The 14,753-nt window shown below is 60.3% G+C and carries 4 protein-coding genes and 1 pseudogene; 3 read left to right on the plus strand and 2 right to left on the minus strand.

What is annotated here, in order from left to right:
* Window positions 1-2: 2 nt before the first annotated feature.
* Window positions 3-1,402: pseudogene (locus tag P6U16_RS12390) on the minus strand (VOC family protein).
* 113 nt (window positions 1,403-1,515) lie between these two features.
* Between P6U16_RS12390 and P6U16_RS12395 the strand changes: the two are divergent.
* From P6U16_RS12395 to opgC, 3 genes are all read left to right on the plus strand, one after another.
* Window positions 1,516-2,409 carry a LysR family transcriptional regulator gene (locus P6U16_RS12395; protein ID WP_277700843.1) on the plus strand — a complete coding sequence of 298 codons (894 nt, stop codon included), beginning with the start codon at window positions 1,516-1,518 and terminating at the stop codon, window positions 2,407-2,409.
* A gap of 319 nt (window positions 2,410-2,728) precedes the next feature.
* The gene (locus P6U16_RS12400) at window positions 2,729-11,323 is read left to right on the plus strand and encodes a glucoamylase family protein (protein ID WP_277700844.1); all 8,595 of its coding nucleotides are present in this window, start codon (window positions 2,729-2,731) and stop codon (window positions 11,321-11,323) included.
* A 140-nt stretch (window positions 11,324-11,463) separates the two neighbouring features.
* On the plus strand, window positions 11,464-12,627 hold the full coding sequence (gene opgC, locus P6U16_RS12405) for an OpgC domain-containing protein (protein WP_277700845.1): 1,164 nt from the start codon (window positions 11,464-11,466) through the stop codon (window positions 12,625-12,627).
* A gap of 70 nt (window positions 12,628-12,697) precedes the next feature.
* Here opgC and P6U16_RS12410 read toward each other — a convergent pair whose 3' ends face one another.
* Window positions 12,698-14,458, minus strand: a complete 1,761-nt coding sequence (locus P6U16_RS12410) for a glucan ABC transporter ATP-binding protein/ permease (protein WP_277700846.1) — start codon at window positions 14,456-14,458, stop codon at window positions 12,698-12,700.
* Window positions 14,459-14,753: the final 295 nt, after the last annotated feature.

Below are 14,753 nucleotides of genomic sequence, written 5' to 3' on the forward strand. Positions count from 1 at the left end.
ACTTACTCCGCCGCTTCGGCATGCGAGAGCGTGTTCAGGCATTCGGCGATCGAGGCCTGTTCGATGCCCGCATAATGATCGAACTCGTTCAGCACTTTTGCGCCAAGATCCTGCTCGAAACGCTGCTGGTTCGGGCTTGCGACAAAATCCTGAGCCGCCTCGTCCCCGAGGTTGGACTGGAAAATTCCGGCGGCGCTGACGGGCAGGAAATCCTCGTAGACAACAGGGTCGAACTGCACGAGCCCGTCAGCGATCAGGCTTTCGAGGCTTTTCGAGGCATCGGCTTTCGTCTTGCGGCCCTTGGCGGTCAGCGAATAGGCAAAATAGCCAAGGCCTTCGGTACGGATACCGGCCCAGCTGTCCGGGAAGGGAGTGAAGGCTTCGGTCAAGGCTTTTTCGTATTCGGCTGCGTTCGAGCCATCGGCCGCGGGGCGGATGACCTCGCGTGACGCGTTCAGCAGGTCGTCGTAAAGAGCGCGCCCTTCGGGGTCAGCGCAATACCGCGCTGTTCGATCTCGCCAAAACGGGCGGTGTGCGAGCCTTCCTTCCAGCTGCCATCTTCCGCCTGGAAAGAGACAGGTTCCTCCAGCGCCTTGAAGGACGTCTGGCGCAGGAGAATGGCGCATTTCCGACTCGGCGGGCCTTCGATCGTTGCCTTCGGTGCGATCCCGTATTCCGGCATCTGCGCCTGGACAGCATCGATATCGAGCGTGCGCGGCGTCAGGTGATTGATATGCGGTCCCTTGAAGGAAACGACATCGGCGATCAGCCGGTGCGCATCATGCAGCCGGTGATACATGTCCGGGCTGACATTGGCGCGGTCGTGCCAGCGGAAGGTTTCCAGCGCCTCCGTGACAAAACGCTCGGCATCGGCCTTGTCGAGACCGCCCTGCCTTTCCGCCTTTTCCGTCAGCGCGATGGCACCTTCGGTAAAAATCCGGCGCTTCGACAGGATTTTCTCGGCTTCATGGCGCAGTGATCCGTCAGCAACCAGATCGAGACGCAGCAGCGAGGTGAAAACGCGGAAGGGATTTTTCTTGAGGGCAGCCTCGCCGACCGGACGGAAGGCCGTCGAATGAACCGGGACGCCGGCCGTCGAAAGGTCGTAGTAGCCGACCGGCAGCATGCCCATGACGGCAAAGACGCGGCGCATCATCGACAGCTCGCCCGGCGTGCCGAGGCGGATGGCGCCGTGACGCTCCTGCGAGATGCGGTCCAGTGAATCGGTTTCTTCGAGCCGCTCAAGCTGGGCCGGATCGGCCGCCAGCGTCTCGGCGTTGACCTTGGCAACCAGTTCCATCAGCGTGCCGTAGGCCGGCACTTCAGCGCGATACATCGTCGACATCGCAGCAGAAAAGGCCGAGCGGATATCGTCGGCGGATACGAAACGGTTGTCAGTCACGGCGCGGACCTTTCGAAAGACGTGATAAAGCTTGGTCATTCTCAATCCGTATCATATATAGGCTCTATACGCATTGATTGCGACAATTTTGACTATGGTCATGCGAGGCGCGAATGAAGTTGAGCAGAAGGCTGGTTCCAGACGTGACGACGCTGCAGGCGTTCGAATGCGCGGCACGCCATGGCAGTTTCACGCAGGCGGCGACCGAACTTAATCTGACGCAAAGCGCTGTCAGCCGCCAGATCAAGGATCTCGAAATCCAGCTCGGCGTTCTTCTGTTCGAACGGGTTCGCCAACGGGTGATCCTCTCGGATGCCGGCCAGAAGTTCCTGCCGGAGGTTCGGCGCCTGCTCAATCAGTCGGAAGAGTTGATGGTGCGGGCGATGGCGTCGGCACGTTCGGAATCAACGCTGTCGATCGCGTCGTTGCCGACTTTCGGCAGCCGCTGGCTGACACCGCGCCTGCCGGATTTCCTGAGGCAGCACCCGGGGACCGTCGTCAACATTGCCTCGCGCTCCCAGCCTTTCGATTTCGAGGAGCAGAATTTCGATCTGGCGATCCACTACGGCCAGCCGGTCTGGGCGCATGCGACCTGTAGCTATCTCTGCAGCGAAGTCATCATCCCCGTGGCGAGCCCGGCGCTGATGGCCGCGACCCCGATGTCGGATCCGCAGGAACTGGAAGATAAGCCGCTGCTGCATCTGGCCACCCGTCCGAAAATGTGGGCGCAATGGTGCGAAGCCAACGGGCTCGATATCAAGTCTGCCTATCGCGGCAACCGGTTCGACCAGTTTTCTATGGTGATCGAGGCCGCGGCTGCTGGTCTCGGTATCGCACTTGTCCCGCGTTACCTGATCGAGCAGGAGCTGGCACAGGACCGTCTGCGTATTCTGTTCGATCGGCCGATGCAGACGGAAAACAGCTATTATCTGGTCGTGCCCGAGGGAAAGCTGGAAAATCCCGTCAGCCGGGCGTTTCGGGCCTGGATCACGAGCCAGGTCGGCTAGGACGCCTTCGGAACCTTTCGCCACGCGATACGTTCCCGTGGGAGGCAAACATCAAAATCGGACCCCGTTTTGAACAAATTACATCCCTATGCTCACCCGGAAATCATCCTTTGCCAGGGTTGCGCCGCCTGACCACATGTCAATTCGTTCACGCGACGCTTCGGTCTCCTTGCATGCTTTCGGCACTACGGCTAGAAAATGCCACGTTCGTTCCTCAGATCAGCCTGACATCAAACCAAACGGCCGCTTTCACGATCACCATCTCTTGCTTTCGTGCGATGCCGTTTCCTTTGCACCAGCATAAAGGGTGGTTAGAACCATGGCTGAGAAAAGTCTAAGTCAAGGGCCCAAGCCCATCCGGCAAGCCGATGCGAGCCGGGCAAAACAACACCCGTTGGATCCAGAACCCGCACCCATGCCCCTTCATAACAAGCCGTCCACACCACCGCGCGAGCCGGAATCGAAGCAAATCGATTATAATGACTCGATTCGTTCGACCTATTTCACCATCGACGAACTGCATGAGAGCGGCGCCAAGCTTGCGCGTGAAGGGGTGTCGGCGCTTCCGGGATTCTTCCCGTTCGAATTCAGGGCGCGTCATAAGGAAAACGAAAACGAGATTTTCCGCGTCTATAAGGTGACAGCGGCCGATGTCGAGGCTGGTGCGTCGATTACGCCGGCGGCGGAATGGCTGCTCGACAACCACTATCTCGTTGAGGAATCGATCCAGGAAGTCCGTCGCGATTTTCCGCGCAAATTCTACCGTCAACTGCCAACCATTGACGTCAACGGCACGACGATTCCTCGGACGATGGCGTTGGCCTGGCTCTATGTCGCGCATACCCATTCCACGGTTTCGCGCGAAAGCCTGACGGCCATGGTCACCGGCTTCCAGAACCACGAAACGCTGAAGATCGGTGAGCTCTGGGCCCTGCCGTCCATTCTCCGTTTCGTCCTCATCGAAAACCTGCGCCGTATCGCCATCCGGGTCGACCGCTCGCGCAGCATGCGGCAAAAGGCCAACGAGGTCGCCGACCAGATCATCCGGCTGAGCGAGGCCGACAAGGTCCAGGCGCTTCTCGCCGATGTTGAGCCGCTGTCTTCCGACAATACTTTCGTGGCGCAGCTTCTCTATCGCCTGCGGGACGGCTCGCAGACATCTGGTGCGGTCATCACCTGGCTTGAGGCGCAGCTGGAAAAACGCGGCAGCGACGTCGAGGATGCGTTGGTTGCCGAACAGAACCGGCTGTCATCAGGCAATGCCACGATGAGCAACATCGTGCGCAGCCTGCGCGAAATCGACGACAACGACTGGGCTGTGTGGTTCGAAAGCGTCAGCAAGGTCGATGCGGTGCTACGAGACGGCTCGGATTATGCCGCATTGGATTTCGGTTCGCGCAACAAGTATCGCAACACCATCGAAAAACTGGCGCGACGCTCGGGAAATTCAGAGCTTGATGTCACCAAGACCGCCCTTGCCATGGTCAAGGAGCCGCTGGAGCCCCGGGCCGCCAACATCGCCTCGCATGAGCCGAATGTCGGCGGTTTCCTAGTTGGCAAGCAGCGCCGCATTCTCGAGGAAAAGATCGGCTATCGTCCGTCTTTCCTCCAGTCGGTCATCCGCGCCAGCCGCAAGCTCGATTGGCTGGCAATTGCCGGTCCGAACATCATCCTGACGGTTCTGGCGATGATCGCCGTCTATGTGTTCGTCAGTCCGATGGACATTCCAAGCGGCGCCAAGCTGATCATGCTGCTCTTGTTCGCCCTGCCGGCTTCGGAAGGCGCCGCCGGGTTGTTCAATACGCTGGTCACACTGTTCGTGCCCCCGTCGCGCCTTGTCGGCTACGAATTTCTCGAAGGCGTTCCAGAGGACGCCCGTACGCTTGTTGTCGTTCCCTGTCTCATCTCCAAGCGCGATCATGTCGATGAACTCGTGCGCAATCTGGAAGTCCACTATCTCGCAAATCCGCGTGGCGAAGTTTATTTCGCCCTTCTCAGCGACTGGGCCGACAGCAAGTTCGAAGAAACGGCAACCGATCTCGACGTGCTTGACTATGCCAAGCATGAGATCGAGGCGCTGTCTGCGCGTTATGCCCATGATGGCCGGACACGCTTTTATCTTCTCCACCGCCGCCGGCTTTACAACGAGGCCGAAGGCGCCTGGATGGGCTGGGAGCGCAAGCGCGGCAAGTTGCACGAACTCAATCTTCTGCTGCGTGGCGACCGCGATACAAGCTATCTGCCGGGTGCCGATATGGTACCTGCGAACGTGCAATATGTCATGACGCTGGATGCCGACACGCGCTTGATGCGCGATGCGGTGACCAAGCTCGTCGGCAAGCTCTATCACCCGATCAACCGCCCGGTCGTTGATCCGGAAACGCAGCAGGTCACGGCCGGCTACGGCATTCTGCAGCCCCGCGTGACACCGTCTCTGACCACCGGCAGCAATGCCTCGGCCTTCCAGCGTATCTTCTCGATCAATCGCGGAATCGACCCTTACGTCTTCACAGTGTCAGACGTTTATCAGGACATTGCCGGCGAAGGCACATTCACCGGCAAAGGCCTCTATCATGTCGACGCCTTCGAGGCGGCGCTGAAGGGCAAGATCGAGGAAAATGCCGTTCTCAGCCACGATTTGCTTGAAGGGTCCCTGGCGCGTTGCGCGCTTGTCAGCGATGTAGAGCTGGTCGAGGACTTTCCGACCCGCTACGAGGTGGAAATGTCGCGCCAGCACCGCTGGGCGCGTGGCGACTGGCAGTTGCTTCCCTACATGTTCAACCTGGCGAATGGCGTCTCGATGCTCGGCCGTTGGAAGATGTACGACAACCTTCGCCGCTCGCTGATCCCTGCCGCCTGGCTCCTCGCCTCGGTCATGGGCTGGTACTATATGGAGCCGACTCAGGCGCTCATCTGGCAGGCCGTGCTGATCTTCAGCCTGTTCGTCGCTCCGACCCTGTCGCTGATCAATGGCCTTATGCCACGCCGCAATGACATTGTCGCGCGCGCCCATCTACATGCCGTCCTGTCGGAAATCCAGGCTTCGAATGCGCAAGTCGCGCTTCGCATCGTTTTCATCGCCCATTCGGCAGCGATGATGCTGGATGCGATCGTGCGTTCCATCTACCGCACCTTCGTCAGCGGCAAGCTGATGCTGGAATGGCGCACTGCAGCCCAAGTCCAGAGTTCGGCAGGCGGCACCATCCTCGATTATTACAGGTCGATGTGGATTGCGCCGGTGCTTGCCGTCGTTTCGCTGGCGCTTGCCGCGATTTCCGAAACCGGCCTGCCCTTCATCGGCGTGCCCTTCGCGCTGCTCTGGGTACTTTCGCCGGCAATTGCCTGGTTCGTCAGCCAGTCGGCCGAGACCGAAGACCAGCTGGTCGTGTCGGAAGAGGTTGTCGACGACTTCCGCAAGATCGCGCGTCGGACCTGGCGTTATTTCGAGCAGTTCGTTGACAAGAGCCAGAATTTCCTGCCGCCGGACAACTTCCAGGAAATCCCGCATCCGATCCTCGCCGAGCGGACGTCTCCCACCAATATTGGCGTTTACCTGCTCTCCGTCATGTCGGCCCGCGATTTCGGCTGGATCGGCTTTGAGGAGACGATCAACCGTCTCGAGCAGACGGTGGCGACCATCGACCGGATGCCGAAGTTCCGCGGCCATCTCTATAATTGGTACAAGACCGACACGCTCGAACTGATGGAGCCGCGCTATGTGTCTGCGGTCGACAGCGGCAATCTTGCCGGCCATCTGATCGCCGTGTCCTCCATGTGTCGCGAATGGGCGGAGGCGCCCTCGGCCCATGTTCAGGGCAGCCTCGACGGTATCGGCGACGTTGCCGCCATCCTGTCCGAAGTGCTGGCAGACCTGCCCGACGACCGCAAGACCGTGCGGCCGCTGCGGCGCTTGATGGAAGAGCGTATCGTCGGCTTCCAGAACGCGCTGGCCGCCGTCAAGCGCGAGCCTGAATTCGCCTCGATCCGCGTCATCAATCTGGCGGTCCTCGCCCGCGATATCCATAAGCTGACGGTCAATCTCGACCATGAAGTCAAGAATACGCAAAGCGGCGAAGTGACTAAATGGGCCGCGGCTCTGGTCAATACCTGCGAGGCGCATATTTCCGATAGCGTCTTTGATCTCGGCGCCATCGAAACGCTCCGCCAGCGGCTCATCGTCATTCGCGATCGGGCACGCGACCTCGCCTTCTCGATGGATTTCAGCTTCCTGTTCCGGTCGGAGCGGCGTCTGTTGTCGATCGGCTACAGGGTCAGCACCAACGAGCTTGACGAGGCCTGCTACGACCTTCTGGCGTCGGAAGCCCGCCTCACCAGCCTGTTCGCCATCGCCAAGGGCGACCTGCCGACGGAGCATTGGTACAAGCTTGGCCGTCCGATCGTGCCGATCGGCGCACGCGGCGCACTGGTCTCGTGGTCCGGCTCGATGTTCGAATATCTGATGCCGCCGCTGGTCATGCAGGAACGGCAGGGCGGCATCCTCAACCAGACCAACAATCTGATCGTTCAGGAGCAGATCAATCACGGTCGCCGGCTCGGTACGCCGTGGGGGATTTCGGAAGCGGCCTTCAACGCCCGCGACCATGAATTGACCTATCAGTACACCAACTTCGGGGTGCCGACGCTCGGCCTTAAGCGTGGACTTGGCCAGAACGCCGTCATCGCGCCTTATGCGTCGATCCTCGCCAGCATGTACGATCCGAAAGCGGCGCTCGCCAATCTGGAGCGGCTGCGGGACGTGGGCGCGCTCGGTGCCTATGGCTATCATGATGCGGTGGACTTCACCCCGACACGCGTGCCGGAGGGCAAGACCTGCGCCGTGGTGCGCAACTATTATGCCCACCATCACGGCATGTCGATCGCAGCCGTCGCCAATGTCGTCTTCAACGGACGCCTGCGCGCGTGGTTCCATGCCGATCCGGTGATCGAGGCAGCGGAACTGCTGCTCCAGGAAAAAGCGCCGCGCGACATTCCGGTCATCAACGCCAAGCGCGAGCCGGAATCTCTCGGCAAGGGACAGGCCGATCTCTTGCGGCCGGAAGTCCGTACGGTGGTCAATCCGCTCGTCAAGGACCGCGAGACGGTGTTTCTGTCGAACGGCCATTATTCGGTGATGCTGACGGCGACCGGAGCGGGCTATGCCCGCTGGAACGGCCAGACGGTGACGCGCTGGAAAGCCGATCCGACCGAGGATCGTACCGGCACGTTCATCTTCCTGCGGGATACGGCAACCGGTGCCTGGTGGTCGGCAACGGCAGAACCACGCCGCGCCGAGGGCGAAAAGGCGCTAGCCCGTTTCGGAGACGACAAGGCAGAATTCATCAAGACGGTCGGTGATCTCACCAGCGAAGTCGAATGCATCGTCGCCACCGAACATGATGCCGAGGGTCGCCGGGTCATCCTGCTCAACACCGGCACCGAAGATCGCTTCATCGAGGTGACCTCCTATGCCGAACCGGTCTTGACGACGGATGATACGGATACCGCCCATCCGCTGTTTTCCAAGATGTTCCTTCATACGGAAATCGACCCGAAGGGCGACGTCATCCGCGTCACGCGCAACAAGCGCAGCCCCGGCGAGCCGGACATGCAGGTCGCGCACCTGATTGCCGATAATGCCGGCAGCACGCGGCACACCGAAGCCGAAACCGATCGCCGCCGGTTCATCGGCAGCGGCCGCACGCTTGCCGAAGCGCAGGCTTTCGATGCCGAGGCCAAACTCTCGGGAACGGATGGCTATACGCTTGATCCGATCGTTTCGCTGCGTCGGGTCGTCCGGGTTCCCGCCGGAAAGAAGGTCAGTGTGATCTTCTGGACGATCGCGGCCCCCGGCCGCGAGGACATCGACCGCGCGGTTGAGCGCTACCGCCATCCTGACAGTTTCAACCATGAACTGATCCACGCCTGGACCCGCAGTCAGGTGCAGATGCGCCATGTCGGCATCACCTCGCAGGAAGCGGCCAGTTTCCAGATGCTCGGCCGATACCTCGTCTATCCCGACATGCAGCTTCGGGCCGATACGGCGACGGTGCAGGCGGGACTTGGCCCGCAATCGGCGCTCTGGCCGCTGGCCATCTCCGGCGACTTCCCCATCTTCGCCATCCGCATCAACGACGATGTCGATCTCGGCATTGCCCGCGAAGCGCTCCGCGCCCAGGAATATCTGCGCGCCCGTGGCGTCACCGCCGATCTGGTGATCATCAACGAGCGCGCCTCGTCCTATGCGCAGGATATGCAGCATACGCTGGATTCCATGTGCGAAAACCTGCGCCTGCGCGGCCTCTCCGACGGTCCGCGTCAGCATATCTTCGCGGTGCGCCGCGATCTTATGGAACCGCAAACATGGTCGGCGCTTCTGGCCGCATCGCGGGCCGTCTTCCACGCCCGCAACGGCAAGATTTCCGACCAGCTCACCCGGGCGGAAGCGCTGTTCTCGACGCCGGTCATCGAAAAAGCCGATGGCGAGCAGCCTTTGCTTCCCGTGATGTCTATCGCGGAAGGTTCGCATGCCGAGGTTTCGGGCGATGGCCTCGACTTCTGGAATGGCTTTGGCGGCTTTGCACCCGGCGGTCGCGAATATGTCACGCGCTTGCGCGGCAGGGAGGCAACGCCGCAGCCCTGGATCAACGTGATCTCCAACGAGACCTTCGGCTTCCATGTGGCGGCGGAAGGGGCCGGTTTCATCTGGAGCCGGAATTCCCGTGATTACCAGCTGACATCATGGACCAACGATCCCGTGATCAACCGCCCCGGCGAGGCGATCTTCATCCGTGATACGCAGAGTGGTGCGGTGCTGACGCCCTATGGCAGCCTGTCGCGCCGGAAATCCGTGGTGTTCGAAACGCATCACGGCCTCGGTTACTCGACCTTCAGCAGCACGCAGGAGGGGATTGCCATCGAAGCGACGCAGACCGTCGATCGTCAGGCACCGGTCAAGCATGTCAAGCTCTCGCTGACGAATACCGGAAACGACACCCGTAAACTCAAACTTTACGGCTATATCGAATGGGTTCTCGGCAACAATCGCGCAAAAACCGCACCCTTCGTCCTGTCGCAACGGGATGAGGAAACCGGCGCGCTTCTCGCCTTCAACCCCTACAGCATCGACTATTCCGGTCGGGCTGCGTTTCTGGCAGTCAGCGTCGAGGCACCCGATTTCACCACGAGCCGCCGCGAATTCCTCGGGCGCGGCGGAAGCCTCTACGCACCGCAGGCCGTCATCGATGGCACGGCGCTGTCAGGCGCCGTCGATCCGGATGGCGATTCCTGCGCAGCGCTGGCTTTCGATATCGCCCTGAAGCCGGGCGAAACTCGGGACGTAACCTTCTTCATCGGCGATGCAGATAATGCTGGACAGGCGGTCGAACTTGTAAAGTCGGCGCGCGAGACAGTGTTTGCGGAAATCGTTGCAGCCTCGACAGCCTTCTGGGACGATTTCACCGGTGTGCTGCAGGTCGAGACGCCGGACAAGGCCTTCGATACTATGGTCAATGCCTGGCTTCCCTATCAGAGCCTCGGATGCCGCATCCTGGCGCGGTCGGCCTTCTATCAGGCCAGCGGAGCCTATGGCTTCCGCGACCAGTTGCAGGATACACTGGCCTTCATCGTCCACCGTCCGGATCTGGCGCGCGCACAGATACTCAACGCTGCGGCGCGACAATTTGCCGAGGGCGACGTGCTGCATTGGTGGCTGCCGGGTAACGGTTCCGGCGTCCGCACGTTGATTTCCGACGACGTCGTCTGGCTTGCCCATGCCGTCGAGCACTATTGCTCGGTCACCGGCAACACCGACATCCTGAAAGAGCAGATCGCCTTCATCGAAGGCCCGGCGCTGGAAGAGGGTCAGCATGACAGCTTCTTCCAGCCGAAGGTCTCGGAGACGCGGGCCGATCTCTACGAGCATTGCGTTCGTGCGCTTGATCTGGCCATTGCCCGCAAGGGTGAAAACGGCCTGCCGCTGATGCTGGGCGGCGACTGGAACGACGGCATGAACCGCGTCGGAATCGAGGGCCGTGGTACCAGCGTCTGGCTGGGCTGGTTCCTGGCGTCTGCACTCCGGGCCTTCCTGCCCTTCGTGCGTGAGCGCGGCGACGAGGCCCGGGTCAAAGCCTGGGAAAACCATCTGGAGATCCTCAAGGCTGCGCTGGAAACCGCAGGCTGGGACGGCGATTATTATCGCCGGGGCTATTACGACAATGGAACGGCGCTTGGTTCCGCAGAAAACGATGTCTGCCGGATCGATTCCATTGCCCAATCCTGGAGCGTGCTGTCCGGCGAAGGCCAGCCCGAGCGCTCGGGCCAGGCCATGGATGCCGTGATGGCGGAGCTTGCCGATCCGGAACACCAGATCGTCCGTCTGTTCACGCCGCCCTTGTCCGATACCGAGCAGGATCCCGGCTATATCAAGGGCTATCCACCCGGCGTGCGCGAAAACGGCGGTCAGTATACCCATGCGGCCACCTGGGTCGTGCTGGCGCTGGCGAAACTCGGGCGCGGCGACGATGCCTGGAAAGCCTTCCAGATGCTCAACCCGGTCAACCACGCACTCGACCGCGAGGCTGCCGAGCATTACCGCGTCGAACCGTATGTGGTGGCTGCCGATATCTATGGCGAAGGCCCCCTGACAGGGCGCGGCGGCTGGACCTGGTATACCGGCTCTGCGGCCTGGCTCTACAGGGCAGCAGTCGAAGGCATCTTGGGCATTACCTGGGAAGGGGATCGTCTGATCGTCCGGCCTGTCATGCCGCAGGAATGGAACGGGTTCAAGGCCGAGCTTAAGATCGCTGGCCGCGTGCACGAGATTTCTGTGACCCGCGATGCGAAAAGTGGCGAACCGATCGTCAGCATCAATAATACTGTCACAAAAAACGCGCATGAAGGGGTTTTGCTACCCTAGCCGCGTTGATCCAAAACGGAAGCCGGCTTCGTCCCGAAAGGACAAGCCGGCTTTTTGCGTTTCAGGGCAGGACGGTGCGGGTAGATGTTAGGTCATGGGGCAGGGGCTCTGAACCATGAACGAGAGACCCCAGAACCCGAATGCTCCAGATTCCACAACGGGCGATCCCCGCCGATCCGGGCGCAACGCAACCGTCTTCGGTTGTCCCTGCCCTGCGCGATACGCGCCTTGATGTTTATCGCGCCCTTTGCCTGCTGATGATTTTCATCAATCACGTGCCGGGCCAATATCTCGAATATCTGACGTCCAAGAATTTCGGTTTCTCCGATTCGGCGGAGGCCTTCGTGCTGATCTCCGGTCTTTCCGCGGGGCTCGCCTATGGCCGGAAATTTATCGACGGGCGACGCCTTGCGATGACGCTGAAAATCTGGCGGCGGGCATTTGCGCTTTATGTCGCGCATATCATGACGAGTATCGTCACCCTCGCCATCTTTGCCGGTGGTGCGCTCTATTTCGGGCGGCAGGACCTGATCGGCGAAATCAACATCCGGCCGATGGTCGACCATACCGAGCAGGGGTTCGTTGCCATGGTGTTGCTCGGGCATCAGCTCGGCTACAATAACATCCTGTCCATGTATGCCGTGGTCTTTCTGCTCCTGCCGGGCATGCTCTGGCTTCTGCGGCTGGGCGGCGGGCTATTGCTTGCGGTTTCAGCGACCCTCTGGCTAGTCGCCGGCATCTTCATGATCGTCCCGTCGAATTTCCTCGATGAAGGCTACTGGTTTCTCAATCCCTGGTCCTGGCAGTTCCTGTTTGTAATCGGGCTGGTTGCCATGACGCATGTGCAGCGGGGCGGCGCGATCCCGCGCCATCCGCTGCTTCTCGCCCTGTCGGCTTTTTATGTCGGGCTGTCATTTCTATGGGTCATACTGTCCTGGTGGAATATCGACTTTTCCTATGGCTTGCCCGCAGTGCTGACGGGTTTCGACAAGACCTTCCTGTCGACCACGCGGCTTTTGCATGTCGTGGCACTTGCCTATCTGCTGGCGGTGCTACCGGTGTTCAGCCGGATGACGCGGCTGCGGCTCGATCATCCCCTTGTCGTGGTCGGGCGTCATTCATTGGCCGTCTTCATCTTCGGGACGATCCTTGCCATGGTGGCGCAGGTCATCCTGTTCGTCACGGGCAAGAGCCCGCTCTGGGGTACGCTTTTGGTGCTGATCGGTATCGGTCTGCACTTTGCCTATGCCTATTATCTCGACTGGCTCTCTGGTCTCTCGCGACAAGGGGCAATTCCCGCTTGATCCAGGCAACAAAAAACCGGCCCTGTAAAAACAGGGCCGGTCTTGTTGGTTCCGGAACTGACCCTGGGGATCAGGCTGCTGCTGTGTGGCTGCGACGGACATCGTCGTCCGTGAGAATACCACTGGCGCGCAGCAGGGCGGCAAAGCGGCCGTTGCTGTGGCTGAGTTCGTTGAAGCCGCCCATCTCGACGATCCGGCCGTGGTCCATGAAGATCACCAGATCCGCTTCCCGCACGGTCGACAGGCGGTGCGCGATAATGAAAGTCGTGCGGTCCTTGCGCAGGTTGTCGATGGCGACCTTCACGCGGTTCTCTGTCTCGACGTCTAGCGCGCTGGTGGCCTCGTCAAGCACCAGGATCGGTGCGTTCTTGAGGATCGCCCGGGCAATGGCGATACGCTGGCGCTCGCCGCCGGACAAGCGGTTGCCGCGCTCGCCGACCGGTGTGTCATACCCGTTCTGACGCGTCTCGATGAAGTCGTTGGCCGCCGCGGCCTGGGCTGCTTCGACGACGTCGTCGATCGAGGCATTCTCGCGGCCAAGGCGGATATTGTCGCAGATCGAGCGGTTAAGCAGGCCGGCATCCTGGAAGACCGTGGCGATCGAGCGGCGTAGCGATTTACGCGTCACCTTCGAGATATCGACACCATCGACAAGGATCTTGCCGGACATCGGCTCATGCACGCGCTGCAGAAGGTTGACCAGTGTCGTCTTGCCGGCGCCGGTCGGGCCAACGATGGCGATCGTCTGACCAGCCTTCGCTGTAAACGAGACATTGCGCATGCCTGGTGCACCATTGGCAAAGTCGAAGGACACATCACGGAATTCGACTTCGCCGTGCACGTCGCCGAGATCGCCGGCATCGGCGGGCTCTTCGCGTTCACGAACAGAGTCCTCGAGAACGAAGAAGTCTTCCAGCTTGGCACGGGCTTCGAAAATCTGCGTGACGAAGGCCTTCATCTGGTCGAGGCGACCGATGAGAAGACCGGCAAAGCCGATGAACGCGATGACGTCGCCGATGCGCAGTTCGCCCTTCTGGACGAGGACCGTACCGATGACGAGAATGGCCATCATCGAAATTGTCGAGGCCATGCGGTTCAGCGCGCTGGCCAGCGCCCACCAGTCGAGAACCGGGAGCTGGGCGGAGATCAGTTTCTGCGTGAAATTCTTCAGTTCGCGCGTTTCGGCTTCGATACGGTTGTAGCTATGCACCACCGAAACGTTGCTGATCGAGTCCGACACATGCGAAAACACGGTGTGGTAATGACCTTCGACCGAGGCCTGGCCTTCCTTGGTGCGGGTCATGACGACCTTGCCGATGACGACATAGAGAATGCCGAGCACGACGAGAACCAGCGACAGGCGAACGTCCATGGCAAAGGCGGTCGGGATCAGCAAAGTCAGGGCAACCGCAGTCGCCAGATGCTGACGCATGAATTCAAGCCAGAGGCCGAACAGCGTTTCGCAGGCGCGAAGCAGTGTATGAAGCGCATTCGACGTGCCACGTTGGGTGTGCCAGGACAACGGCATGGAGATGATGCGGCCAAAGGCCTCTGTGATCAGGGTCGAGCGGCGGGTATGCGCCAGACGGTCGGCTTCACGGGCGACCAACACAAAGGCGATCGTGTTGAAGACGCCGAGGCCAGCCCACATCAGGAGCATCGGGGTGACGGTTTCCTTGGATGAAATAGCATCGATGATCCGTCCGAAAAGGATCGGCTCGGCGATGGTGATTACCGCCAGAACGACGTTTGCCATGACAATCGCCGAAACCCGGAGCTTGTGAATGGCGAGATACTGAAGGGCTCTTGTGTAAACTTGGAACAATGACACTGTCTTATCCCTCTTGGGCATCTGAGTTTGCGTTGCCTTGGGCTGCAACGCGGGATTTTTAATGGCGGCAAAAGTATCTGAGAGCGACTAAAGGTCCGGAATCAGTCTAAGTTTTTTGTTTTCCTTGGTCTGTCGTCGACGGTCTCTAAATGCGCTCAAATTTCTTCCTGCCGTAGCCAGGTTGGCTTGAAACATGCAACAACGACTGTTGGTGCGTCGAAAGATGCTGGCTGCCGGCTCGTTCCGCTTCGTGACAAATCTGTCGTCACGGCTTGGCGGAATTATCCATAGTCTG

The sequence above is a fragment of the Rhizobium sp. 32-5/1 genome, from assembly GCF_029537235.1.
Lineage (GTDB): Bacteria > Pseudomonadota > Alphaproteobacteria > Rhizobiales > Rhizobiaceae > Pararhizobium.